A 24,204-nucleotide genomic window follows, 5' to 3' on the forward strand; every position below is an offset into this window, starting at 1 on the left:
TTAACTGATTAACTGAAGATTCTCTTCCATTCACGTTCCAAACCAATGAAATTAAGGTATTTAGATAGTACATGCATCAATCACAACCATGTAATACATGATAATAACATCTTAAATAATTATAAACTTAACTAAAAAATTATTGAAAGAATGCAAATTGACAAGCTAAAAAAAGCCTAAGACACTTATAAACACCTTAAACTTCAATCATCAGATAACAAGTAACATCCAATAACTGAAGCAGATATGTCTCATACTACCGACGCAGTCACATGGTGGAATCAAACAGGGAGGTACCAAGGAGAACGATCTGAAGAAGTAAGGAAATGGATGCTTGACTCAAATAACTATGTGCTTGATCACAACTCAATAAACCGCTCAGCTGGCGCTAAATTGAGACAAGTTTACTTATCTGTGATTATTAAATTAGGAATAAAAAAACAAATGACAATACCTTATGAAATGATTGTAAAAAGGATTGAAAAAGGAAACAGTCTTCATGAGCAGGGTAAAAACAAAGAGTCTCTCGATATCTATTTTTCCGTCTTGGATGATCTTCGTAACTCTTATGAGAATATTTATGATATTGATGAGACTCGATGGTTAATAAGATGCATTTATAATGTTTATTTTTCTTTGAAGGATTATATTTCTGCAGAAAAATGGGCTAAGGAAGTATTTAACTGTAACATTCCTTACAAAGCAACATCAGAGTTAATTAATTTAGGGAAAGTATATGTTGAACTTGGCCTAGAGAATGAGGCAATGGAGCAATTTGAAAAAGCCTATCAAAAGGGGAAAATAAGAGCATTTCAAGGATTTGATAATAAATACCTACAGTTTTATTTGTCTCATAAAAAATAAAAATATTTTCAATGGCAATATCACGACGACGAAAGCGGGTTGTCTTATAACCGCTATCGCTATTAAGATGTCAGTGCCCTGCGGTATTTATCGCCAGACCCGATAGGTTTAGCCGGCGGCGTTAATGCGTACGCCGATGTGCCAAGCCCGCTGAGCTGGGTGGATCCGTTGGGGTTAACAAGCTGTAAGTTAGCCGAGGCCATAGAAGAGGCTGGAATATCAAGACCCGCCAACTCAGAAGCGCATCATATTGTTCCGGAAAGAGCTCAATCGGCAGGCCCTGCGAGAGATATATTGAATAAACATGGCATTGATATTAACGGCGCAGATAACGGCGTATTTTTGCCGAATCGTCATAATACCGATGACCTGCCGGGGATAGAGCACAATGGCAGGCATCCTGATGATCATATTGATGATACAAATGAAAGAATAAAGCGTGCAGATCGTAAGGGTGGCAAGTTTCAAATTATTACAGAACTAAGAGTAATGCGAAACATCCTTCTCAAAGCAAACCGTAATACATCATGGAGTAATGTATTAAAATGAGTAAAATATATAAACTAAGGTCTGATGTAGAAGGTTTTTGTTCATTTATTGAAAACTATCCTCAAGGGCAAGAAAGCATTATTGGTTTAGCAATGGATCAAGACTGGCGATTCTTCGATGATAGTTATGTTCCAATCACTCTTGAATTACGAAGAAATGGAACAGGCAAGAAAAACTTTAAGTTTGATATTAGCAGTGCACTACCCCCTTTTTTATAATAAGTGAAAATACTCTCAGTTCATTAAGTGATATTTTGTTACCCAGAGGGCAAATTTTACCTATCATATCACGGAGTAAAAAGAAAAAATTCTTTGGATATTATCCAACAAACTCACTATCGAATTGTTTCAATCACGAACTTTCAGACTATATAGAATACCCCAATGGCTTGATGATTTATAAACCGGTGTTAATATCTGAAAATATTTCAGATGAGTATCTTTTTTCTATCGAAGAAGGTATTAATTGGGTTTTTGTTACAGACAAATTCAAACAACGCGTAGAAGAAGCCGGTTTATTAGCCTTCGACTTTTCATGGGAAATACCTACATCGTGAGAAGGAAAAGCCGAAAGGAGTGTGTATTCTTTTCGGCTATTTTTATTTTCATGACACCATTAATTCCAAAGTTCATGTCAAACCCAGCCTAAGATGAGTTATATAAAATTAATAACACCGCTATCTAAACCAGTAAGTAAATAACCTAAACGCTGGCAATACAACGCCTATCACCAAATTACCCTTGAACAAGACGAGCTGGGTAATCAGACCCAGTTCGAGTATCTGCCCCACTCAACCCTGCTCAAACATATTATCTACGCAAATGGCACCAATGAAGAATATCGCTATGACAATATACATGGGCAGGTCAGCGGCATCGCCTCACGCTGCTCGGCAGCCATCACTATCGCTACGATGAATACGGCAACTGTATTCAAGACAGCTATGGTTCTGACCAACACGCCGTGCGCCATTACCGTTGGGACGGCGAGCGACGCCTACCTATGATGTGATTATTTTGCGGCAGCGTTTTTTGCCATTATGATGTCACTCACTTTTCTTGATAGGGCTTTCCATGATTTGGTTAATGCTGGCAACGCTGGTGGTGGTATTTATTGTCGGCTTTCGGGTGCTGAACTCCGACGCGCGACGCGCGTCTCAAGCTCTAACGAAACGGTTGAACATTGAGCCGGTGTATGTTGAGTCGATGTTGAGCCAGATGGGGAAAACGGCTGGTGGAGAGTTTATCAGCTACCTGCTGCAGGATAATGAGTCGCACATGGGGAATGCCGCTGGCGTGTTGCTTATTTATCAGACATTTATCGTTGATGAATCAGACGAAAGCTTAACATTTTGGCGCTCGGTTCTGCGCAAAGCCCATCTGCCCACTGAAATTACCCATAAACACGTGCGCTTGGCGCTCACATTTTTGCGCGAACTTGAGCCAGATCCTAACGAGATGGCGGCCTATCGTCTGCGCTACAACGCAAGATTCACGGCAATATCCACGGAAGACGGTGCGGCTAACAGCAACGTCTACTATATGGATGGATCTTCAGAGCAAGATTAGTTCGTTGTCGGCCACTGAATATCTCGCCCAAAACCTAACGGCTATGAGGATGCGTAGTTATTTCTGCTATGCATTTTAAATAACATATATACAATGCGCATAAATTAGCCTGCGAATAGTTATTTTTTATTTTAATTATCTGCGGGACTATCATGCATGTATACAGTCTGATAATGTGATCACCTTAACGATTCATACGCTTGTAGTGTCTCTAATCCAATCAAATAACGACTCAAAAATGCAAACTCATACTTCTGTTGAACAAGCCGCAGAGCCTGTTGCAACGCCGTCAACATTTAAAGAAGGCGTAGTGGATAGTCTGCCTATTGTGATTGGTTACTTTCCCGTCGCCTTTGCTTTCGGTTTAACCGCAGTAAAACTCGGGTTCTCTCCGCTCGAGAGCATTTTCTTTTCCAGCGTCATCTATGCAGGTGCCAGCCAATTTGTGATCACCGCATTGCTCAGCGCGGGGATGTCGCTATGGGTTTCAGCACTCACCGTGATGGCGATGGATATTCGTCATATCCTGTATGGCCCGTCGCTACGTCATCGTATTGTTACCCGAATGAGTCCGGGGAAAACCGCACTGTGGGCATTTGGCCTAACTGATGAGGTGTTTGCCGCCGCAACCAGCAAACTGATGCGTGATAATCGCCAGTGGAGCGAAAACTGGATGATTGGCATTGCGCTTTGCTCGTGGCTTTCTTGGGTGATCGGCACCGCCGTAGGTGCTGTTTTCGGCAATGGTCCCCTGAAGGCCTATCCGGCCATTGAAGCGTCCCTCACCTTTATGCTGCCCGCGCTCTTTTTGAGCTTCCTGTTAGCCTCCTTTAAGCGCCAGCAAAGCTTTACGGTAGTTGCATCCATCGCAGCGTCTTTGGCCGCGCTGCTTATTTTCTCGATCCCTGCTTCTATTTTGGCCGGTATCGCAGCGGGTTGCATTGCCTCATTGTTGAGTCCTAAACCACAACCCATCCCAGAGGTTTGCGATGATTAGTCATTTCTCCTTCAGCAGCCTCGCCATGGACTCGACGGTAATCACCATCAGCTTAGTTGTGGGGGCGGCGAACTTCCTTTTTCGTTATTTGCCGCTTCGACTAGGCCGCGCACGTAAAAGCGATACGGCTAAGCAAGGTATTGTCACCCTTCTGTTAGACAATATTGGCATCGCCTCAATTTGTGCGTTGTTGGTGGTTTCCAGCACGCCAGAGATCTTAGCCCAGCATGAACGCCTGATCCCCACCCTGTGTGGTTTCCTTGCTCTCGCACTGTGCTTCTACCGCTCGCAAAGCATCATTATGTCAACGTTATCCGGCGCTGTGACCTTTGGGCTGGTTTTTAAGATGATGATGATGTTCACCTGATTTCGACTGAATGATATTAACCCGTCAAACTATTTTTATGGATAATGTTTCTAACAGCAATTAATAACAATTATTGCTAATTATTTATGTGTTAGATTATTTACATTATTAATCCCTGTAGTTACTATATCGCCCGAAACTAATGAGGTTACACCCATGTCAAGTTCTATAGCTCATATTGAGGAAATGCTGAAGCAACGCGCGCTCCGTCAGAAGGACTTCCCTTATCAAGAAATTTTACTGACGCGTTTGTGCATGCACATGCAAAGCAAATTGTTGGAAAATCGCAACAAAATGCTAAAAGAACAAGGGATTAACGAAACACTGTTCATGGCTCTGATCACGCTGGATGCACAAGAGAGCAAAAGTATTCAGCCATCTGAACTGAGCGCGGCGTTAGGCTCATCACGCACCAATGCCACCCGCATTGCCGATGAGTTAGAAAAACGCGGTTGGATCGAACGTAAAGAAAGCGACAGCGACCGCCGTTGCCTGCATTTACACCTAACCGAAGCCGGTGAGGCGTTCCTCGGGGAAATTATTCCTCCGCAGCATAAATGCCTGCATTTCTTATGGTCTACTCTGAGTGCGGACGAGCAACAACAGCTCGAAACCTTAACGCGCAAGCTGCTGGGTCGTATCGAAGAAATGGAACAATCTGGCCTAACGCAGTAATCGCGCGCCAACTCAATCGTCAGGTATTAACCATGCAATTCCCTATTCGTAGGCAAATGACTGTGCTCGCTACGATGCTTCTGCTGGCTGGCTGCGCATCAACTAATAATATTGAACCGCAGTCTTCACTGCTGAACTCACAGCAATTGCAGTTATCGACGTCGACGAACGCCGCCAAAGCGGTGAGTATCAACTGGTGGACGGCAGCCAACGACGCGCAGCTTAATGCGTTGATGACCGACGCCCTGAAAAATGCGCCGACGCTGAAGCAGGCGGCAGCACGCGTACGTGAAGCCGAGAACGCGGTAGGTATGGCGAACTCGGCCAACGGCCCAAATTTGGATTTAACCGCCAACAGCCGCCGCGATCGTTTCTCCAAGAACACAATCCAGCCGCTGGCGCCCAACGTGCCAAATCCACAGCCGCTGTATGAAACCACCAATAACTTAGGCTTAAGCTTTAGCTATGAGTTTGACTGGTGGGGGAAATATCGCAATCAGGTGAATGCCGCAAAAGCTCAGGTGAATGCCGCTCAAGCTGAACAACAGCAAACGGCGTTGTCTCTGACATCTGCTATTGCGTCTGCGTATTATCAGTTGCAAAGTGACTATGCGATGCAGGATTTGCTCAACCAGCAAATCCAATCCTATCAAGCATTGGCTGAAATCAATGAGCAGCAATACAACGCGGGCGTCATCGGCATTGAAGTATGGCAACAGTCGCAGGCACAGGTTGATATTAATCGCCAGCTCGTGACACAAATTCAGACGCAAATTGATTTGCTGTCTCACCAAATTGCCGCATTGACAGGGAAAAGCGCCGCCGGAAAATCCAACCTCCAGCGCGTTGCCTTACCGGATAGCAATCTGCTAACACCGCCCACAGAGTTAACTATCAATCTGTTGGGCCAACGCCCAGATATCACGGCTCAGCGAGAGTTAGTCGAATCGTATGAACAAAGCGTTCAGGCGGCCCGCAAAGATTTCTATCCAAGCGTATCCATCAGTGGTTTTGCCGGTTTTACCACTGCCAACTTTAAAGGCACCAACCCCACTCTGCTTGAGGCCGCGAGTAAGGCATGGAATTTAGCGCCAGCGATTTCGTTGCCAATCTTCCACGCGGGTGCGCTACAGAGCAAATTGGGTGAAGAATCAGCGCTATACGATCAGGCGGTAGAATCTTATAACCAGACTATCCTTAGTGCAGTTCAAGATGCGGCTGATGCTATTACCCAGCAACAAAGCGCAAGCCAAATGTATCAGCAGGCACAGGGCGCTTCGCAGTCTACGGGGCAGGTTTACCGTGTTGCACAGGCTCAGTACCAAAGCGGGCTGACAGGACGTCTTCCTATGCTCAACAGCGAAACTCAGCTGTTACAACAGCAACAGGCAGAATTGAATGCCAAAAATAATCTGTTGCAGTCAAAAATTGATCTTATTCGTTCACTTGGCGGCGGCTACCAAGCCCCAGCAGTGAATTCAAAAGCATAATATTTTAGTAAGGCGGAGATACACATGAGCGAAAGCGTGGCAGCTCAAACCACTCAGCAGCAACCTTCAAACAAAAAGAGACAGCGCAAAACGTGGCTCACGATTTTGACCGTCATTTTTGTTGTTATTGGCATTGCCTATTTGGCTTATTGGTTCCTCGTTCTGCGTCATCATCAGGAAACTGACGATGCGTATGTCACCGGTAATCAGGTGCAGATCAGTGCACAGGTTTCCGGCAGCGTAACCAAGGTTTATTTCGACGGAACCGATCTGGTTAAAGCCGGTGATATTCTGGTTACGCTCGATCGTACCGATGCGGAGCAGGCCTTCGAGAAAGCTAAAACCGCGCTGGCAAACAGCGTACGTCAAACCCACCAGCTGATTATTAATAGCAAGCAGTATCAAGCCAACATTCAGCTGCGTAAAACCGAGCTGAATAAAGCGACCGATGACTATAAACGTCGCCAAGTTTTAGGCAGCGTTAACGCTATTGGCCGTGAAGAACTGCAACACGCGCAAGACGCCGTTGAAAGTGCGAAAGCCGCATTGGACGTTGCCGTTCAGCAGTACAACGCCAATCAGGCGTTGATTCTGAATACGCCGCTAGAAAAACAACCAGCCATTCAACAGGCTGCAGCGCAGGTTCGTGATGCATGGCTGGCGCTGGAACGTACTCAGATTCGCAGTCCTATCACCGGTTATGTATCACGCCGTAGTGTTCAGGTGGGCGCTCAAATCACCCCAAGTACCCCGCTGATGGCGGTTGTTCCTGATAACCAACTGTGGATTGATGCCAACTTTAAAGAAACCCAGTTAGCCGGTATGCGTATTGGCCAACCGGCTACCGTCGTGAGCGATATGTACGGTGACGACGTGGTTTATAAAGGTAAAGTCGTCGGTTTAGATATGGGTACTGGCAGCGCGTTCTCTCTGCTACCTGCGCAGAACGCGACCGGTAACTGGATCAAAGTAGTTCAGCGTTTACCTGTGCGTATTGAGCTTGATGCGAAACAGATTGCAGAGCATCCGTTACGTATCGGTTTGTCTACGCTGGTGACGGTGGATACCGCGAATGCCGACGGGGTAGTGCTGGCAAATACCGTACGTAAAACGCCTGCATACGAAAGTAATGTCCTGACGTTGAATCTGGAACCGGTGAATCAGGTGATTGCCGAGATTATTCAGGCTAACGCAAGCTAAAAACGGCAGAGGTTAACGTGCAACAAAAACCGCTTGAGGGCGCACGGCTTGCATGGATGACGGTGGCGCTAGCAATGGCCACCTTTATGCAGGTTCTGGACTCGACGATCGCCAACGTGGCGATCCCTACGATCTCCGGGAACCTGGGTGCATCTAACTCGCAGGGAACCTGGGTGATCACATCATTCGGGGTGGCAAACGCCATCTCGATCCCGATCACCGGCTGGCTAGCAAAACGCTTCGGGGAAGTTCGCTTATTCCTGTGGTCGACGATCCTGTTTGCCGTCGCGTCTTGGCTATGTGGGATCTCCTCTAGTCTGGAAATGCTGATCTTCTTCCGCGTTTTGCAGGGGATCGTCGCAGGCCCGCTGATCCCGCTTTCGCAAAGTCTCTTGCTCAGTAACTATCCGCCAGCGAAGCGAAGTATGGCGTTGGCGATGTGGTCGATGACCGTAATCGTCGCGCCGATTTGTGGACCGATTCTGGGTGGTTATATCAGTGATAACTATCACTGGGGCTGGATCTTCTTTATCAACGTCCCTCTAGGGATTGCCGTTGCGCTGGTCGCGATGTCTACGTTGAAAGGACGAGAAACCAAAACCGAGATCAAACCTATCGACACGGTGGGGCTAGTACTTCTGGCGCTTGGCGTGGGCTGTCTGCAGGTCATGCTGGATAAAGGTAAAGAGCTCGATTGGTTCAACTCCACCGAGATCATTGTGCTGACGGTTGTCGCCGTAGTAGCGCTGTGCTTCTTGCTGGTCTGGGAACTCACCGATGATCATCCGGTCGTCGATCTGTCGCTCTTCAAGATGCGAAACTTTACCATCGGCGTGCTGTGTATCAGCTTGGCCTATATGCTCTACTTTGGCGCCATTGTTTTGCTGCCTCAGTTACTGCAAGAGGTCTATGGGTATACCGCAACGTGGGCCGGTCTGGCATCTGCACCTGTCGGTTTGATTCCGGTTCTGCTTTCGCCAATTATTGGTAAGTTTGCGCCGAAACTGGATATGCGCCGCCTAGTGACTTTCAGCTTCATTATGTATGCGGTTTGTTTCTACTGGCGTGCTTATACCTTCGAACCCGGCATGGACTTTGGCGCATCCGCGTGGCCGCAGTTTATTCAGGGCTTCGCCGTGGCGTGCTTCTTTATGCCATTGACCACTATCAGCCTTTCTGGTCTTCCACCAGAACGTTTGGCGGCGGCATCGAGCCTGAGTAACTTCTGTCGTACGTTGGCGGGTTCAATCGGGACGTCGATTACCACTACGCTGTGGACGCGCCGCGAAGCACTGCACCATTCACAGCTAACGGAATCGGTGAACCCCTATAATCCGATAGCGCAACAGACATACAGTGAACTGGAAAAGCTGGGCATGAGCAGCAAGCAAGCTTCAGCCTACTTGGCAAATGAGATTACCGCGCAAGGTCTGATTATTTCGGCCAACGAGATATTTTGGATTTCAGCTGGCGTATTCCTCGCCCTGCTGGTGCTTATTTGGTTTGCTCGTCCACCGTTCTCAACCGCCGGCGGCGGTGGTGGCGCGCACTAGTTAGTAAAGTATCGTTAAAGATAAGGCTCAGACTTCGGTTTGGGCCTTTTTATTTGAATTAATAGCTTTTGTTTGGCTATAGCTAGCTGCAACCTTCCTTGCGGTATGGATGACGCGCAATATGCGTACCACATCAAGTTCCAAAGCATAAACCATAACAAAAGGAAAACGGGGAACAACTAGCTTCCGCCGGTTAGCATTGCCATTAATTGAATGACCCGACTTAGGATGTTGAGCAAGGAGTACTGACAACGCGACAAAACGATCATCCGTGGTAATCGCGACGCTAGCTCCAGCCCTTCGAGCTAAAAATTGGAAAATCGAGACTCTGTCAGCGACCGCTTGATTTCCCCATGTCACGAAGCTCACAGTTTACCCTGCCGTGCCAACGTTTTTAGTCGATCCATTTCTGAATTCATTTGCTCATCAGAAATAAACTCTATTTTTCCGCCATCATAATCACTAAATGCCTGCTCGATAAGCACTTCAAGCGCAGCATCCGCATGCGCGGACTGGAACTGACGTTCCTCCTCAGCCAACTCTTCAACTCGTTCCCTCACCAGCTCAGTTAAAGTCATCTTTTTGCGCTCCGCAGCCTGCATAGCAAGACGTTTGGTTTCTTCTTCAATACGAAAATGGATAGTACTCATTATGTGCAGCTCTCATTTAAAATCTGTGGTGTCATTTGTGTTGTCATTATGACCAGATAATAAACAATAGCCAGCTCACTTTTGTGCTCACTGCAAGATAGCGCGGCAGATAGAAGAAGAAAACATCAGACACCAGTTACAGTCTAATTGCATTCAAATCAGCAATACTCCTCGCAAATTCCGTTCATAAAAAACGCCCTGAGAGCATGAACTCGCAGGGCGTGAGCATTTATATCTGGCCATCGAAAAATGGCCTAGAGAAGATTACTGCATCAACAAATACAGTGAGCTATCACCACGTTGGATGTTCAGCGCCAGAACCGGTGGTTTGGAATCCATAATCTTGCGCAGTTCGCCTAAGTTGGCGACCGGCTGCTGGTTCACGCCCAGAATAATGTCGCCTTTCTGTAAGCCAACGCGTGCCGCCGTTGAACCTTTTTGCACGTTATCAACCTTAACGCCTTTAACGTTACCGGTGGTCACGTTGCTCAACTCAGCGCCTTCAATGCCAGCAAAGACATTGCTTGATGCGACTTGGCTTTGTTGGCTCTGCTCTAAGGTCACGTCAACCGTGATTGGTTTACCTTCACGGATCAGGCCTAGTTTCAGCTTGCTGCCCACCGGCATAGTCCCGATCTCAGCACGGAACGACGCGAAGCTGGAGATCGCTTTACCGTTCAGCGAGACCACAACGTCACCGGCTTTAATGCCCGCTTTCGCCGCAGAAGATTTCGGCAATACTTGGCTAATGAATGCGCCACGCTGTGCATCTACCTTCATGGCCTTAGCCAATTCAGAGTTCAGCTCGGTGCCCATAATCCCCAATTCGCCACGTTTCACCTGACCAAACTCGACCATCTGACCAGTGAGGTTTTTCACCATGTTGCTTGGGATAGCGAAGCCGATACCTATGTTACCGCCGTCCGGTGCCAGGATCGCGGTGTTAATCCCAATCAGCTCACCGTTCAGATTCACCAGCGCACCACCGGAGTTACCACGGTTAATGGCCGCATCTGTCTGGATAAAGTTTTCGTAGTTTTCAACATTCAGGCCACTACGTCCTAGCGCAGAAACGATACCTGAAGTGACGGTTTCACCCAGACCATATGGGTTACCGATAGCCACGGTGTAATCACCCACGCGCAATGCATCAGAATCGGCCATTTTAATCGCCGTTAAGTTTTTCGCGTCTTTCAACTGGATCAAGGCAATATCCGTACGTGGATCGGTGCCGATCACTTTCGCGTCATACTTACGTCCATCGCTCAATTGAACTTGGATGGAATCTGCGTTTTCCACGACGTGGTTATTCGTCGCAACGTAACCTTTGGCTGCATCGATAATGACGCCAGAACCCAAGGCTTTGAATTTTTCTTTAGAAGGGCCATTGGCGCCGCCGCCCTGACACATCGGTGAACCGCTAAATGGCGATCCTTCCTGACAGAAAGGAGAATTATCACCAAAGAATTGCTGGAATTGCTGTGGCATACGCGCGTTGTTATTCACAGTCGCACTACCTTCCACATTGATGCTCACAACGGATGGCATCACCTTCTCCAGCATGGGTGCCAGACTAGGTAGCTGCTGGCTGGTCGCAGCCGACGCCGTTTCAGCCGCACTGGCTGACATCGGGCTTAACGCCATTCCCAAACTCAATGCTACTGCACTCAATACTAAAGTAGATTTTTTCATAGAACTTTTTTCTCTTGTATTATCAACGATAAATAATGTGGGGGAACACTTAACATTATCCAGATACTCTTATCTATAAAGTAGGTCTGATTCGAGCATTTTCAATATGTTCCAACTAATCTAATCTCTGGCAAATAAGCCATGATATTTGTGCATATTAAGAGTCGAATAAAACAATGAAGTTCCCTTTACATGAGTCAAGGAAGCGTAAAAAATTATGGCAAGCCTTTACAAAACTAGACTTTATTCATCATCCTTATTATTCCGCTGCCATTAGGCGTCGATATTCATCATATGCATAAAGATCGGTCATACCGCTGATATAGTCTTGAATTAAACGGGCCCGATGATAATACTCTCGAACCTCATGCTGCTCGTTAGATAGATGTTTAATCTGTTTAAGGGCTTCACGATAAGCGGCAAGGTGCTTCCCCGAAAGCTTATGAAATAGCCGAGTTTCAATAGGAAATTTTTTATGTTTATTATCTTCAACGAGTTGAGCAAAGTCGCCCGTTGGCATATCAAGCAAACCACTGTAGATATCTAATAGCCCAGTGATAACGCGATATCCCTGCAGCTCAAGCTGCTCAACTTCGTGATGATTAAACACATAGCTACGCGCAACATTTTTAAACACATCAAGCAGACGATTTTCTTGTCCTTCATCGTCAATGAGCGGCTCATTAAATGCCCCTTCAACAATTGACTCAAGATGACGACAGAAACGGTCGGCGGCATGCGGCACCAATACTTTAATGACATTAACTCTCAAATACATGAAGAACGCTTCTGAGCGACCCGCTTTTTGCATACGGCAATATGCGTCATCCACAATCGTGGCGAAGAGTTCGCCGTCTCCATTTTTGTTCCATTCAACTTTGAGATAGTCATAAAGCTGTTCTACGGTAAAAATGCTTTTTTCTACCGCATCCTCTAAATCTGCAACACAATAGGAGATATCATCCGCTGCTTCCATTATATAAGTCAGAGGAAAGCGGTGGTATTGCTGGATATTCACTTTTTTTTGTAAGGTATGAATAAAACTTTCTTCCGCCCAATAATAGCCGGGCTTTTTCATTAAATAACTATATTGCTTCGGCTTCTCACCTGTCCAATAGGCTGGGCGGGTATATTTAAAAACACAGGCAATTTGCGCGTAGGTTAAATTTAATCTCAATAAGGTATGAATAAGTCGTATTGCCTGAGCATTACCTTCAAAATTACAGAGATCAATTCTAATTTTAGCGCGCAAAGTATTCAGATCTGCATCAACCATGTCACGACGCAATGCAACAACCTGACACTGTAATTCATCATCTGAACACTTCTGACCTTCAGCAATTACGCCTAATCGTCGACTAAACCAATCGTTAATCGCTGATTCGCCAAAGTGGCCAAACGGTGGATTGCCGATGTCATGCATCAGACACGCCATTTCAACGATACTTTCAAAGGAATCAAGATACAGATCCAGACCGAGTTCGCTTATGCGCTCTGTTCTTTTCAAATGATGGATCACTTCTTTAGCAATATGCCGTCCAACCTGCTGCACTTCCATCGAATGAGTCAGGCGGCTCCGAACGGCGGCGTTGCGTTCCAGAGGAAAGACCTGTGTTTTCTGCTGTAGTCGGCGAATGGCAGCTGAATTGATAATACGACCACGATCGCTTTCAAAACGTCGTGCTATTTCATATCCATCGTCGAGTTCTTGGCAATCTGCGCTATAGAACCGCTGATAGCAAAATTTAGCACCTAGGTTAATATCCATTCTGCATCCTTTTCCAAGCCCTCAAACAACAGACAAAAAATAACCAATAAAAGAATACGCTAACAGTAATATACTGAAAATTCATCCTTTTTTCGCCATCCCTCTTGCATTAGCGGCCCATTTACAGCCAAAAGCACTTTTTATCTCCTCATGATAGACTAGGGCAGGTCTTTGAATGGCTTAAGCTTGAATATTTAACGAGCATTAACTCACAATTTTGCAGGTATTATCATGAAAGTAGGCATCATTGGTGCAATGGAGCAAGAAGTTGCTGTGCTGCGCGATCGCATCGAAAATCGTCAAACGCTGCAGCGTGCAGGCTGTGAAATCTATACCGGCACCCTTGGTGGTGTTGAAATCGCTTTGCTCAAATCGGGGATTGGTAAAGTCTCTGCCGCGATGGGTACCACCTTGCTGCTGGAACACTGCCGCCCAGACGTGGTGATAAACACTGGTTCTGCTGGCGGTTTGGCTAACACACTGAAAGTGGGCGATATCGTCGTTTCCGATGAAGTTCGCTATCACGATGCCGATGTAACTGCTTTTGGCTATGAGCCAGGGCAAATGGCTGGTTGCCCTGCCGCATTTGTCGCAGACGCCAACCTGATTGCGCTGGCAGAGCGCTGCATCGCTGCGCTGAATCTGAATGCGGTTCGCGGCTTAGTTTGCAGCGGCGATGCATTCATTAACGGCGCAGAGCCGCTGGCTCGCATTCGTGCAACCTTCCCAAACGTTGCTGCGGTTGAGATGGAAGCAGCAGCGGTTGCCCATGTTTGCCACGCATTTAACACGCCGTTTGTGGTTGTGCGCGCTATCTCTGACGTGGCGGATAAAGAATCGCACCTGAGCTTTGATGAGTTCTTAGTGGTTGCCGCTCAACAGTCGTCACTGATGGTCGAAGCGATGCTGCAGGAATTCGCTAAACAGGCTTAAGACATTATGAGACCCCAAAAATGAAACTGAAACAGCCTGTCTCACGCCTGTTAGGCGCTCTTTGGCTGCTGCTGTGTCTGCCGCTCTCTGCGGCAGACCGCGTCATTAGCCTCTCACCACATACCACCGAAATGGCGTACGCCGCCGGACTGGGCGATAAGATGGTTGCGGCCAGCGCTTATTCTAATTATCCGCCAGCTGCGGAAAAACTCGAAAAAGTGGCCTCATGGCAGGGAATAAACCTTGAACGTATTCTCGCGCTGAAGCCTGATTTAATTCTGGCGTGGCGCGGAGGTAATCCTCAGCGCGTGCTCGATCAGCTGGCCGGATTCAATATTCCCATCTTTTATTCCGATCCTAAGAGCATTGATGGGATCGCTGACGATCTCGATCGCTTAGCCTCTTATAGCCCAACGCCGAAAGTTGCTCACGATGCAGCAAACCATTTTCGTGACGAGGTGAAAATGCTACGTGAGAAGTATCATCGCCCAACGGCAACTCGCGTACTAATGCAGTTTGGCACCCAGCCACTTTTCACGACCTCTAAAGCCACCATCCAGAGCGATTTGTTGTCGCTGTGCGGCGCGACAAACATTTTTGCTGACAGCCCAGTGCCTTGGCCTCAGGTGAGTCGCGAGCAAGTCATTGTCCGTAAACCACAGGTGATTGTAGTCAGTGGTTCGCAAGAGCAAATCGAAACGGTGAAACGGTTTTGGCAACCACAGTTAAACGTTCCCGTTATCGCCATCAACGAAGACTGGCTAAACCGCAGCGGCCCGCGCATTATTCTGGCAGCTCAATCTCTTTGCGAGCAGTTAGATAATCTCACGCCTAAAACGGCACAATAGCTAAAAACACTTTTCTTTAACCAGTGAAGAAAAGTGTTTAATTCTGTATCCCGCCATAGAAAGTGTTCAAAATTCAATGTATCTTATTGTATCATAAGAAATAAAATAATCAATTAAAACAATAAGTTAATTACATAATCACTCACTCTCGTATTTGACAGTGGTCATACATTGCAGAGGAACAGACAGGGGAACCAACCATGCTGGTATATTGGCTGGATATTTTAGGCACCGCGGTATTTGCCATCTCAGGCGTTTTATTAGCAGGTAAACTGAGAATGGACCCATTTGGCGTACTGGTTTTAGGCGTTGTTACCGCCGTTGGTGGCGGAACTATTCGTGATATGGCACTCGACCACGGCCCTGTTTTTTGGGTCAAGGATCCTACCGATCTCGTTGTGGCAATGGTTACCTGTCTGGCAACCATTGTGCTGGTACGGCAACCACGTCGCTTACCAAGCTGGGTCCTGCCAGTACTGGATGCGGTTGGTTTAGCGGTATTTGTGGGTATCGGTGTTAACAAAGCATTTGCCGGTGGCGCAGGCCCGCTTATCGCCGTTTGTATGGGGGTAATTACCGGCGTGGGCGGTGGCATGATCCGCGATGTTCTCGCGCGCGAAATCCCGATGATCCTGCGCACTGAAATTTATGCAACGGCCTGTATTATTGGCGGTATTGTCCACGTAACCGCTTATGCAACCTTCGGAATGGCTCTACAGAACGCGATGATGCTAGGCATGTTCGTGACGCTAGCCATTCGCCTTGCCGCTATTCGTTGGCATTTGAAACTGCCCACGTTTACTCTGGACAGTTAACAGATCCTTCTAGGAGCGGTACTTAGCCGCTCCTACCAATGCACCATCTTGAATCTATTTATCTTCAAGCATTATGAAATAAAGTCCTGCCTCTGCGGTGTAAACACATCAACTAACGTCCCCGCCTCGATGCATACACAACCATGCGTAACATTTGGCTTTTTATAGAGCGTGTCGCCCGCACTCACCCGATGCGTTTCGTCACCAATCGTAAAATCGAAAACGCCTGATTTTACGTAGGTACTCTGTTCATGTGGATGATTGTGCAATGGGCCAATCGCCCCTGCTTGGAAGCAAACCTCCACCATCATCATACTGCCACCATGCGCGAGAACCTTTCGGGTAACGCCTTCACCGGCTGGTTCAACTGCAATATTTTGGTAAAAGAAAAACATGGTTTATTCCTTTCGATATAGGCTCTTCGTTAATATATTCGCCATAGTTAAAGCAACGTTTTCTTAGTGCGCAAGGCCAAACGTGTATTTAATAAAAGCGGATAAGATAGTGAAATCAGGATCGGCGAAGGTCACGCCAGTGGCACCTAAATAGCTGAATAACGGCAAAACGAGCGCGGGAAGAAAACACAATAATAAGCCGTTAACGAAGCTTGCAATGATTGCACCTCTTAAACCACCGGTGGCATTACCAAAGATGGCTGCGGTACCACCGCAGGTAAAGCTGGCGAGAATTCCCGGCACAATAATCGGTAAGCCAAGCGAAGGGAAAATCGCAATACAGCAAAGTTCAGCAAAGAAACTCACTAAAAAACCAATCAATACCGCGTTAGGCGACTTATCAAAAAGTACCATGGGATCAACAGCCGGAATTGATCCGGGAGCAATAGTTTGGGAAATACCTTTAAATGCGGGAACAATCTCCTCGGCAAATAACACCACGCCTTTTTTAGCAATAAATAGACCACCGGCAAACACCGCCGATTTTTCCAACAGCCAAACAAGATAAGGTTTCTTCTCCATAATGCTAACCAAATATTCATTGCTGGAGAATAAAGAGGAGACACCAAGAAGGCAGAACATGGTGAGGAACGTTGCTACGTCTGAGTTTTTCAAAAAGCTGAATTTATCGCTGACGTTAACGTGTTCGACGTTAACAGAGGTGTTGCCAAACCATTTACCTAGGAAAGAAGCGATAAGATAAGAACTGGATGCTGCGTGAGCGATACAATAATCATTATGACCGATAATTTTTCGGCTAAACCGGGACAAAATTGTTGGAAACACGGCCATATAGACGCCAATAACAACTGAGCCAAAGACGATGGAAAATAGCTCGCTATAGCCTAAGCCCACCAGTGCTGCTGTCACTGAAAAAGCCATAAAGACAATAAGATGCAATGACAGATAGATAGATTTAAATCGTGTATATCGCGCAAGCAGTATATTAATTATCATGGCAAAAAATAGAATAATTGCCGCAGGCCGACCTAGTCGGTCAATAGTCAGCGCCATAATCGCTTCGTTACTGGGAACCACACCCCTCAAGCCAAATGCGTGAGTAAACAGGTCGCTGAACATGGTCAATACGCCACCCAGTATTCCGCCTCCGGTTTTAATCAGCACAAAGCCTAAAAAGGCTAATACGGTCCCTTTTATAATCGTGGTTAACTTTGCCTTTTGCAGGCAAAGTCCGCAGAAAGCAATAAAAGCTATGATGATCGATGGTGTTCCAAAAACCTTTAATAAATAGTCCATGAGAAACCTTATTTTTATATTAAGTTTAAAAATCATGTCCAGCAAGAAACGGCAACACTCATCCCCTCATCAAATAGCTAACTTAATGAGCCGCATTCTTTTTTATAAATAAAATTTGTTATTAGGCGTATTAATTTATTCCGTAGAAAAATAGTTAAATACTCTCTACTGTTATTTAATTAAATAATCCCCAACCATTTCACATGGCATAAAATTTATAATTTTGGCTAATATATCTAACACCAAATGTAAAAAGACATCTGAGTAAGTAGGTTTATTGACTCATGCTTCGCCCCATTATCCCCATAAAAATGAACCGGCATTTCAAGTAAAGAAACATTCTACCAAAAAGGAGCAATATTTTTGTGACACCGATAACTAAACCTGCGTTTCAAAAATCATGAAACCAAATTAAAAGACGTTTGATGATGATCACCCGTAAAGCAGCGCGGCGGCAATACGGCCTGTCTTTGACTACACTTTCTGTTGCGGATTACTTTCAGCATATAATTTCTCTTACAGCAGATCCTAACGCTCAGGTACGAAGCGCTAAGATCATGAGCACTCGGTAATCCATAACGCTACCGAGGAATATATCTATGCAATTAAGTACTTATCTTTTCTTTGACGGGAACGCTGAAGAGGCAATTGCGTTCTATGCTCAGGCGCTAGACGCCGAAGTTTTATTCAAAATGCGCTTTGGTGACGCTCCTGTCGATGATGCTCAATGCGCAACCACGCCACCGTTCCCTACCGATAAAATTATGCATGCTTCGCTTAAAATTGGAGATAGTTTGCTTATGCTGAGCGATGGCAACATGTGTGAGGAAGAGAAAAAGCACGGCGGCTATGCCGTTAGCCTGCACTCGAATGACTTAACACAGGGGAAAATTTGGTTTGAGCGACTATCGGAAGGGGCAACGGTGACGATGCCTTTTCAGGAAACCTTTTGGGCTTTAGGATTTGGGATGCTAACCGATAAGTTCGGGATCCCTTGGATGGTGAACGTAGAAAAGGCCATGGGGTAGTGGGTTGTTAAAAACAAAAAGCCCGCGATAGACACGGGCTTTATTTACTAACAGTTAAACACTGAAAGAGGAGCCGCAGCCGCAGGTCGATTTCGCGTTCGGGTTAGTTACGATGAAACGAGAACCTTCCAAACCTTCGGTATAATCGACTGAACCACCAACCAGATATTGCAGGCTCATTGGATCGACTACCAGCATAACGCCCTGCTTCTCAATGGTCATGTCACCGTCGTTTACCTTATCGTCAAAGGTAAAACCATACTGGAAGCCGCTACAGCCTCCACCGGTGATATAGACGCGCAGTTTCAGATCCGGGTTTTCTTCGTCTGCGATCAGTACTTTAACTTTATTAGCTGCAGCTTCGGTAAACTGCAACGGCAGAGCCATATCTTCACTCATTTCTCACTCCCAAACTCTGCTTTTCACAGAATGTTTCTACACAACATGGAGACACGTACATGCAGGTATCGTCAGAAATCCATGTTGATTTATGCGGTCATTATCTAATACCTGACTAATTCGTTCAAGTATTGCTCGTCGGTAACGATGCCTTTTCCGCTTCTTGCTGAGCTGCTTGTTCTTGAGCCTGCTTTTGTGCCAGCTCCTGACGCTTGAGCGTTCTTTCTAAGATGCAAGAGTACAGCGGTTTTCCACCTAAAAACTGGGCTAATAGTGTAGCGCCAAGACAGGTAATGATCATCGGTAAAATGAGCTGATAGTTATCGGTCATTTCTAAAACCAGCACGATTCCGGTGAGCGGAGCCCTAACGGTGGCGGCAAATAGGGCCCCCATTCCGGCAATGGCGAACGTGCCAGCCTCAATGCCGTATTGTGGAAACAGATGTGCACTTGCCATCCCAAATGCCGTTCCCAGCAACGTTCCCAAAGCCAGCATAGGCGCAAAAATGCCGCCTGGCGCACCGGAACCAAAGCACAGTAGCGTAGTGACTACGCGGGCAATAAAGATAAACAGCAACATGCCCATCGTGTAATTCCCAGCAGCAGCAATTGGGATGAGATTAAAACCACCGCCCGCAGCCTCTTGCTGAATCAGTCCTAGCACGCCGCACAGCCCGCCTAGAACGCCGCCAATCAGCACCAGTTTGCGCCAATCGCCACCGTGTAACCGCTGGAACATATCCTGAACACGGAATACGCCACGGTTAAACATTACCCCGACCACGCCAAAAATCATGCCGAGCAGCAGGTACAGCCACAGAGTATTAATGCCAACGTTGCCCAACTTACCCACTTCAATGACCGTGCGTTCGCCGTTGAAAAAACGGAACACCACGCAGGACATAATAACGCCAATAAAGACCGCTTTGATTGAAATCAGGCTATAGCGAAACTGCGGGCGCATCTCCTCAATCACAAATAAGATGCCCGCCAGCGGCGCATTAAACGCGGCGGTTAACCCCGCAGCCGCACCGGTTGCCAGAAGGCTATGGCGCGCCTCCGTGCTGCGAGCGCGAAACAGGTCATATACCATTTGGCCAAGGTTCCCCCCCATCTGCACGGTGGGTCCTTCGCGTCCTAACACCATGCCAGCGCCAAGCGTTCCCAAACCACCGAAAAACTTCACAGGGATCACTCGCCACCAGCGTACCGGACGTAAATTTTCTAGCGCCCCTTCAATTTCGGGAATGCCGGAACCGCCTGCCTCTGGGGCAAAACGACGGACCATATAATAGCCAAACATCGCTAACAGCGCGGAGCCAATAAACGCCATCGGCCAAACAATAATCCAATAATCAGCTACGTGGGCCAATCCACCCAATCGCTGCTGCTGCACCCAATCGACGCTTTTTTCAAACGCTACGCCGATAAGACCCGCAAGAGTCCCGACCACCGCGGCCATTAATAAGATGGCCACTGGAGTTTTATCGCGGCGTAAAATTTGCAGTATCACGTCACTACGACGCAAACGCGTGGCAGACGGCAGAGAAGTTTGTTGTTCTTTCTGTGTCATAATCAGTCAACTAAAGGTGTGGTTGATAAGTAATACAAATAAAAGAAGCGTTATTCTACATGGCAAACGTCGCTAAGTCCCCTTTGTGAGTGAGAGATTGCTACTCCATAAGGATAGCGTTTAGATCCACGTTGTGGAGATTGAATTATGTTCAACGCCAACCTGACGTTTTTCTTCATTTCATCTCAGTGACGACTTCTTTAGAATAGAAGCGACTTTTTACATTCAGCACAGGTCAGGAGCCGATTTATGAGTAAGTCTGAAAGTCTGTACGCTCAGGCAAAAGAGCTAATTCCGGGTGGCGTTAACTCCCCGGTTCGCGCCTTCACCGGCGTTGGTGGTGTGCCTTTATTTATTGAGCGCGCAGATGGCGCTTACCTGTACGATGCCGATGGCAAAGCCTACATTGATTACGTTGGCTCATGGGGACCAATGGTTCTCGGCCATAATCATCCAGCGATTCGCGAAGCCGTGCTAGAGGCCGTTGGACGTGGTTTGAGTTTTGGTGCACCAACCGAAATGGAAGTAAAAATGGCCGAACTGGTCACCACGCTGGTGCCAAGCATGGACATGGTGCGCATGGTGAACTCGGGTACAGAAGCAACCATGAGCGCCATCCGCCTTGCTCGTGGCTTCACAGGGCGCGATAAGATCATCAAGTTCGAAGGTTGCTACCATGGCCACGCCGATCACCTGCTGGTGAAAGCTGGCTCGGGTGCCCTCACCCTAGGCCAACCAAACTCTCCGGGCGTTCCGGCTGACTTTGCTAAACATACGCTGACCTGCACCTATAACGATATTGAGTCCGTTTTACAGGCGTTCAAACAATACCCTGACGATATCGCCTGTATCATCGTTGAACCGGTAGCGGGAAACATGAACTGCATTCCTCCGCAGCCTGAATTCCTGCCAGGTTTACGTGAGCTGTGCGACCAATACGGTGCGTTGCTGATTATTGATGAAGTGATGACAGGCTTCCGCGTTGCGCTGGCTGGCGCACAGGATTACTACGGCGTGACACCGGACTTGACCTGCTTAGGCAAAATCATCGGCGGCGGCATGCCCGTTGGCGCATTCGGCGGTCGCCGTGACGTGATGGAAGCACTGGCACCCACCGGCCCTGTTTATCAAGCGGGTACGCTTTCAGGTAACCCTGTCGCGATGGCCGCGGGCTTCGCCTGCCTCAACGAGATCTCTCAGCCGGGTATCTACCCACAGCTAACCGAACTCACCGACAATCTGGCCTCCGGCCTGTTAGATGCCGCGCAGAAAGAAGGTATTCCACTGGTAGTGAATCACGTAGGCGGCATGTTTGGGATCTTCTTCACCGATCAGGAAACCGTTACCTGCTACCAGGATGTGACGCGCTGCGACGTGGAACGTTTCAAACAGTTCTTCCATTTGATGCTGCAAGAAGGCGTGTACTTCGCTCCTTCAGCGTTTGAAGCGGGCTTTATGTCGCTGGCGCATTCTCAGGAAGATATTCAGAAGACCATCGACGCTGCGCGTCGTTGTTTTGTGAAGATGAAGAAATAGGTTTTATCCCACGTACGCCGCGGTGCGGCGTACGGTTTTCACTAAATATCGTTCATTTTAATCACGTGTTTGGATCCAGAACGCATGGATAAGCCCCGGAATATACCCTAGCAGCGTTAAGATAATATTTAGCAGAAAAGCGCCGCCAATCCCCTTGTCTAACAATACCCCTAGCGGTGGCAATATAATGGTGAAAACAATTCGCCAAAATCCCATCTCACTCTCCTTAAATGGTGTTAATGAATTCCCATCATCTTGATGAGACACAACATTAAGCATAGACCGCCATCCACAACTTGGTAAAAACTCAGATAATTAGACATAAAAAAACCCCGCCGTAGCGAGGTTTAGTGTTTACCCATTAGCGAAAAATAATCCTTAAACGATTATTCCCACTCAATGGTAGCCGGTGGTTTGCCGGAAATGTCATACACCACGCGGGAAATGCCGTTGACTTCATTGATAATGCGGTTAGACACGCGGCCAAGGAAATCGTATGGCAGATGTGCCCAATGCGCAGTCATGAAGTCGATAGTTTCTACCGCACGCAGAGAGACAACCCAGTCGTATTTACGGCCATCACCCATCACGCCAACGGAACGAACCGGCAGGAACACGGTGAATGCCTGACTCACTTTGTTGTACAGGTCCGCTTTGTGCAGTTCTTCGATGAAGATAGCATCCGCACGACGCAGTAGATCGCAGTACTCTTTCTTCACTTCGCCCAGCACACGTACGCCTAAACCAGGACCAGGGAACGGATGGCGATACAGCATGTCGTATGGCAGGCCCAGTTCCAAACCGATCTTGCGCACTTCATCTTTAAAGAGCTCTTTCAGCGGTTCAACCAGACCCAGCTTCATCTCTTTTGGCAGGCCGCCCACGTTATGGTGAGACTTAATCACGTGCGCTTTGCCCGTTGCTGACGCTGCAGATTCGATCACGTCTGGGTAGATAGTACCCTGTGCCAACCACTTAACGCCTGGCTGCTTACACGCTTCTTCATCAAAAACTTCAACAAATACGCGGCCAATGGTTTTACGTTTAGCTTCAGGATCGCTGATGCCAGACAGCGCGCTCAGGAAGCGCTCTTCTGCCTTAACGTGGATGATATTCAAGCCGAACTTATCGCCGAACATATCCATAACCTGCTCACCTTCGTTCAAGCGCAGCAGACCATTATCAACGAATACACAGGTCAAACGTTTACCGATGGCACGATGCAACAGCAGCGCGGTCACAGAAGAGTCAACGCCGCCAGACAGGCCCAGGATCACTTCATCTTCGCCCACTTGTTCACGCAGACGTACCACCGCATCTTCGATGATCGTTGCTGGCGTCCACAGCGCTTCACAGCCACAGATATCCAGAATGAAACGCTCCAGCATGCGCTGTCCCTGATGGGTATGAGTCACTTCAGGATGGAACTGAACGCCGTAGAAGCGTTTTTCGTCATTCGCCATAATGGCGTAAGGACAGGTTTCAGTGCTGGCAACGGTGACAAAATCGGAAGGAATAGCGGTAACTTTATCGCCATGGCTCATCCAAACGTCCAGCACTGGAGTGCCGTCTTTAGTCAGAGAGTCTTTGATATCGTCAAACATTTTGCTGTGCGCGGTCACTTCAACCTGCGCATAGCCAAATTCGCGTTCGTTTGAGCTTTCTACATGGCCACCCAGCTGCATCGCCATGGTCTGCATGCCGTAACATACGCCGAATACAGGCACACCGGCAGTAAAGACATATTCTGGCGCACGTGGGCTGTTGTTTTCAGTCGTACTTTCAGGGCCACCGGACAGAATAATACCGCTTGGGTTGAATTCACGGATCTGCTCTTCGGTAACATCCCATGCCCACAGCTCGCAATATACGCCGATCTCACGTACGCGGCGTGCCAGAAGCTGAGTGTATTGGGAGCCGAAATCCAGAATCAGAATGCGATGCTTATGAATATTTTGAGTCATGTCAGGCCTTGTTTAGAAAAATA

General features: G+C 47.3%; 25 protein-coding genes. 15 read left to right on the top strand and 10 right to left on the bottom strand.

Annotation, left to right across the window (positions count from 1 at the left end):
- The first annotated feature begins 246 nt into the window (after positions 1 to 246).
- The 10 genes from BN1044_RS12590 (at position 247) to emrB (ending at position 9,263) form a co-directional block, all read left to right on the top strand.
- Positions 247 to 864 (top strand): GH-E family nuclease, encoded by a 618-nt coding sequence (locus BN1044_RS12590; RefSeq protein ID WP_211095618.1) that lies wholly within the window; start codon positions 247 to 249, stop codon positions 862 to 864.
- A 138-nt stretch (positions 865 to 1,002) separates the two neighbouring features.
- The gene (locus tag BN1044_RS12595) at positions 1,003 to 1,413 is read left to right on the top strand and encodes an AHH domain-containing protein (RefSeq protein WP_254663930.1); all 411 of its coding nucleotides are present in this window, start codon (positions 1,003 to 1,005) and stop codon (positions 1,411 to 1,413) included.
- Positions 1,410 to 1,631, top strand: a complete 222-nt coding sequence (locus tag BN1044_RS23915; RefSeq protein WP_247650260.1) for a hypothetical protein — start codon at positions 1,410 to 1,412, stop codon at positions 1,629 to 1,631. The genes BN1044_RS12595 and BN1044_RS23915 overlap by 4 nt, the downstream gene beginning before the upstream one ends.
- Positions 1,632 to 2,486: 855 nt before the next feature.
- The gene (locus BN1044_RS12605; RefSeq protein WP_072309004.1) at positions 2,487 to 2,981 is read left to right on the top strand and encodes a DUF1198 family protein; all 495 of its coding nucleotides are present in this window, start codon (positions 2,487 to 2,489) and stop codon (positions 2,979 to 2,981) included.
- Positions 2,982 to 3,219: 238 nt separating this feature from the next.
- The gene (locus tag BN1044_RS12610) at positions 3,220 to 3,978 is read left to right on the top strand and encodes an AzlC family ABC transporter permease (RefSeq protein ID WP_072309005.1); all 759 of its coding nucleotides are present in this window, start codon (positions 3,220 to 3,222) and stop codon (positions 3,976 to 3,978) included.
- 25 nt (positions 3,979 to 4,003) lie between these two features.
- On the top strand, positions 4,004 to 4,345 hold the full coding sequence (gene ygaH, locus BN1044_RS12615) for an L-valine transporter subunit YgaH (RefSeq protein WP_072309034.1): 342 nt from the start codon (positions 4,004 to 4,006) through the stop codon (positions 4,343 to 4,345).
- Between the two features lie 156 nt (positions 4,346 to 4,501).
- Positions 4,502 to 5,020 (top strand): transcriptional repressor MprA, encoded by a 519-nt coding sequence (gene mprA, locus BN1044_RS12620; RefSeq protein WP_046458672.1) that lies wholly within the window; start codon positions 4,502 to 4,504, stop codon positions 5,018 to 5,020.
- Positions 5,021 to 5,052: 32 nt separating this feature from the next.
- A complete protein-coding gene (locus BN1044_RS12625) occupies positions 5,053 to 6,510 on the top strand; it encodes an efflux transporter outer membrane subunit (RefSeq protein ID WP_072309006.1) in 1,458 nt (485 codons plus the stop codon).
- 24 nt (positions 6,511 to 6,534) lie between these two features.
- A complete protein-coding gene (gene emrA / locus BN1044_RS12630; protein ID WP_072309007.1) occupies positions 6,535 to 7,710 on the top strand; it encodes a multidrug efflux MFS transporter periplasmic adaptor subunit EmrA in 1,176 nt (391 codons plus the stop codon).
- A 17-nt stretch (positions 7,711 to 7,727) separates the two neighbouring features.
- The gene (gene emrB, locus BN1044_RS12635) at positions 7,728 to 9,263 is read left to right on the top strand and encodes a multidrug efflux MFS transporter permease subunit EmrB (RefSeq protein WP_040046772.1); all 1,536 of its coding nucleotides are present in this window, start codon (positions 7,728 to 7,730) and stop codon (positions 9,261 to 9,263) included.
- 27 nt (positions 9,264 to 9,290) lie between these two features.
- On the opposite strand, the gene BN1044_RS12640 is transcribed toward emrB, so the two are convergent.
- From BN1044_RS12640 to dgt, 4 genes are all read right to left on the bottom strand, one after another.
- The gene (locus BN1044_RS12640; protein WP_072309008.1) at positions 9,291 to 9,632 is read right to left on the bottom strand and encodes a type II toxin-antitoxin system RelE/ParE family toxin; all 342 of its coding nucleotides are present in this window, start codon (positions 9,630 to 9,632) and stop codon (positions 9,291 to 9,293) included.
- Positions 9,629 to 9,913, bottom strand: a complete 285-nt coding sequence (locus BN1044_RS12645; protein ID WP_072309009.1) for a damage-inducible protein J — start codon at positions 9,911 to 9,913, stop codon at positions 9,629 to 9,631. The genes BN1044_RS12640 and BN1044_RS12645 overlap by 4 nt, the downstream gene beginning before the upstream one ends.
- A 264-nt stretch (positions 9,914 to 10,177) precedes the next feature.
- Positions 10,178 to 11,605, bottom strand: coding sequence for a serine endoprotease DegP (degP, locus tag BN1044_RS12650; RefSeq protein ID WP_072309010.1), 1,428 nt, complete (start codon positions 11,603 to 11,605; stop codon positions 10,178 to 10,180).
- Positions 11,606 to 11,864: 259 nt separating this feature from the next.
- Positions 11,865 to 13,373 (bottom strand): dGTPase, encoded by a 1,509-nt coding sequence (dgt, locus tag BN1044_RS12655; RefSeq protein WP_072309011.1) that lies wholly within the window; start codon positions 13,371 to 13,373, stop codon positions 11,865 to 11,867.
- 231 nt (positions 13,374 to 13,604) lie between these two features.
- Here dgt and mtnN point away from each other — a divergent pair, with 231 nt between their 5' ends.
- The 3 genes from mtnN (at position 13,605) to BN1044_RS12670 (ending at position 15,969) form a co-directional block, all read left to right on the top strand.
- A complete protein-coding gene (mtnN, locus tag BN1044_RS12660) occupies positions 13,605 to 14,306 on the top strand; it encodes a 5'-methylthioadenosine/S-adenosylhomocysteine nucleosidase (RefSeq protein WP_072309012.1) in 702 nt (233 codons plus the stop codon).
- A 20-nt stretch (positions 14,307 to 14,326) separates the two neighbouring features.
- A complete protein-coding gene (gene btuF / locus BN1044_RS12665; RefSeq protein WP_072309013.1) occupies positions 14,327 to 15,154 on the top strand; it encodes a vitamin B12 ABC transporter substrate-binding protein BtuF in 828 nt (275 codons plus the stop codon).
- A gap of 200 nt (positions 15,155 to 15,354) precedes the next feature.
- Positions 15,355 to 15,969 (top strand): TRIC cation channel family protein, encoded by a 615-nt coding sequence (locus tag BN1044_RS12670; protein WP_072309014.1) that lies wholly within the window; start codon positions 15,355 to 15,357, stop codon positions 15,967 to 15,969.
- Between the two features lie 71 nt (positions 15,970 to 16,040).
- Here the strand turns inward: BN1044_RS12670 and BN1044_RS12675 are convergent, their stop codons facing one another.
- Complete coding sequence (locus BN1044_RS12675) at positions 16,041 to 16,364, bottom strand: cupin domain-containing protein (protein ID WP_072309015.1); 324 nt, start codon at positions 16,362 to 16,364, stop codon at positions 16,041 to 16,043.
- 63 nt (positions 16,365 to 16,427) lie between these two features.
- Positions 16,428 to 17,681 carry a PTS ascorbate transporter subunit IIC gene (locus BN1044_RS12680; protein WP_072309016.1) on the bottom strand — a complete coding sequence of 418 codons (1,254 nt, stop codon included), beginning with the start codon at positions 17,679 to 17,681 and terminating at the stop codon, positions 16,428 to 16,430.
- 599 nt (positions 17,682 to 18,280) lie between these two features.
- Here BN1044_RS12680 and yjdN point away from each other — a divergent pair.
- Positions 18,281 to 18,709 (top strand): VOC family metalloprotein YjdN, encoded by a 429-nt coding sequence (gene yjdN / locus BN1044_RS12685; RefSeq protein ID WP_072309017.1) that lies wholly within the window; start codon positions 18,281 to 18,283, stop codon positions 18,707 to 18,709.
- Positions 18,710 to 18,763: 54 nt separating this feature from the next.
- On the opposite strand, the gene erpA is transcribed toward yjdN, so the two are convergent.
- The gene (gene erpA / locus BN1044_RS12690) at positions 18,764 to 19,108 is read right to left on the bottom strand and encodes an iron-sulfur cluster insertion protein ErpA (protein ID WP_025800446.1); all 345 of its coding nucleotides are present in this window, start codon (positions 19,106 to 19,108) and stop codon (positions 18,764 to 18,766) included.
- Positions 19,109 to 19,232: 124 nt separating this feature from the next.
- Positions 19,233 to 20,681, bottom strand: coding sequence for a H(+)/Cl(-) exchange transporter ClcA (clcA, locus tag BN1044_RS12695; RefSeq protein ID WP_072309018.1), 1,449 nt, complete (start codon positions 20,679 to 20,681; stop codon positions 19,233 to 19,235).
- Positions 20,682 to 20,930: 249 nt separating this feature from the next.
- Here clcA and hemL point away from each other — a divergent pair, with 249 nt between their 5' ends.
- Complete coding sequence (gene hemL, locus BN1044_RS12700; protein WP_072309019.1) at positions 20,931 to 22,217, top strand: glutamate-1-semialdehyde 2,1-aminomutase; 1,287 nt, start codon at positions 20,931 to 20,933, stop codon at positions 22,215 to 22,217.
- A 57-nt stretch (positions 22,218 to 22,274) separates the two neighbouring features.
- Here hemL and BN1044_RS12705 read toward each other — a convergent pair whose 3' ends face one another.
- The gene (locus BN1044_RS12705) at positions 22,275 to 22,433 is read right to left on the bottom strand and encodes a YqaE/Pmp3 family membrane protein (RefSeq protein WP_072309020.1); all 159 of its coding nucleotides are present in this window, start codon (positions 22,431 to 22,433) and stop codon (positions 22,275 to 22,277) included.
- A gap of 170 nt (positions 22,434 to 22,603) precedes the next feature.
- Positions 22,604 to 24,181 carry a glutamine-hydrolyzing GMP synthase gene (gene guaA, locus BN1044_RS12710; RefSeq protein WP_072309021.1) on the bottom strand — a complete coding sequence of 526 codons (1,578 nt, stop codon included), beginning with the start codon at positions 24,179 to 24,181 and terminating at the stop codon, positions 22,604 to 22,606.
- Positions 24,182 to 24,204: the final 23 nt, after the last annotated feature.

Source organism: Hafnia alvei, assembly GCF_900095695.1.
Classification (GTDB): domain Bacteria; phylum Pseudomonadota; class Gammaproteobacteria; order Enterobacterales; family Enterobacteriaceae; genus Hafnia; species Hafnia alvei_B.

Coding starts and splice junctions, on each gene's coding strand:
- BN1044_RS12590 (WP_211095618.1), top strand. CDS start 247: ATGTCTCATACTACCGACGCAGTCACATGGTGGAATCAAACAGGGAGG.
- BN1044_RS12670 (WP_072309014.1), top strand. CDS start 15,355: ATGCTGGTATATTGGCTGGATATTTTAGGCACCGCGGTATTTGCCATC.
- btuF (WP_072309013.1), top strand. CDS start 14,327: ATGAAACTGAAACAGCCTGTCTCACGCCTGTTAGGCGCTCTTTGGCTG.
- emrA (WP_072309007.1), top strand. CDS start 6,535: ATGAGCGAAAGCGTGGCAGCTCAAACCACTCAGCAGCAACCTTCAAAC.
- BN1044_RS12705 (WP_072309020.1), bottom strand. CDS start 22,433: ATGGGATTTTGGCGAATTGTTTTCACCATTATATTGCCACCGCTAGGG.
- clcA (WP_072309018.1), bottom strand. CDS start 20,681: ATGACACAGAAAGAACAACAAACTTCTCTGCCGTCTGCCACGCGTTTG.
- guaA (WP_072309021.1), bottom strand. CDS start 24,181: ATGACTCAAAATATTCATAAGCATCGCATTCTGATTCTGGATTTCGGC.
- BN1044_RS12625 (WP_072309006.1), top strand. CDS start 5,053: ATGCAATTCCCTATTCGTAGGCAAATGACTGTGCTCGCTACGATGCTT.
- ygaH (WP_072309034.1), top strand. CDS start 4,004: ATGGACTCGACGGTAATCACCATCAGCTTAGTTGTGGGGGCGGCGAAC.
- mtnN (WP_072309012.1), top strand. CDS start 13,605: ATGAAAGTAGGCATCATTGGTGCAATGGAGCAAGAAGTTGCTGTGCTG.
- BN1044_RS12680 (WP_072309016.1), bottom strand. CDS start 17,681: ATGGACTATTTATTAAAGGTTTTTGGAACACCATCGATCATCATAGCT.
- BN1044_RS12645 (WP_072309009.1), bottom strand. CDS start 9,913: ATGAGTACTATCCATTTTCGTATTGAAGAAGAAACCAAACGTCTTGCT.
- BN1044_RS12610 (WP_072309005.1), top strand. CDS start 3,220: ATGCAAACTCATACTTCTGTTGAACAAGCCGCAGAGCCTGTTGCAACG.
- degP (WP_072309010.1), bottom strand. CDS start 11,605: ATGAAAAAATCTACTTTAGTATTGAGTGCAGTAGCATTGAGTTTGGGA.
- mprA (WP_046458672.1), top strand. CDS start 4,502: ATGTCAAGTTCTATAGCTCATATTGAGGAAATGCTGAAGCAACGCGCG.
- BN1044_RS12605 (WP_072309004.1), top strand. CDS start 2,487: ATGATTTGGTTAATGCTGGCAACGCTGGTGGTGGTATTTATTGTCGGC.
- dgt (WP_072309011.1), bottom strand. CDS start 13,373: ATGGATATTAACCTAGGTGCTAAATTTTGCTATCAGCGGTTCTATAGC.
- hemL (WP_072309019.1), top strand. CDS start 20,931: ATGAGTAAGTCTGAAAGTCTGTACGCTCAGGCAAAAGAGCTAATTCCG.
- erpA (WP_025800446.1), bottom strand. CDS start 19,108: ATGAGTGAAGATATGGCTCTGCCGTTGCAGTTTACCGAAGCTGCAGCT.
- BN1044_RS23915 (WP_247650260.1), top strand. CDS start 1,410: ATGAGTAAAATATATAAACTAAGGTCTGATGTAGAAGGTTTTTGTTCA.
- yjdN (WP_072309017.1), top strand. CDS start 18,281: ATGCAATTAAGTACTTATCTTTTCTTTGACGGGAACGCTGAAGAGGCA.
- BN1044_RS12675 (WP_072309015.1), bottom strand. CDS start 16,364: ATGTTTTTCTTTTACCAAAATATTGCAGTTGAACCAGCCGGTGAAGGC.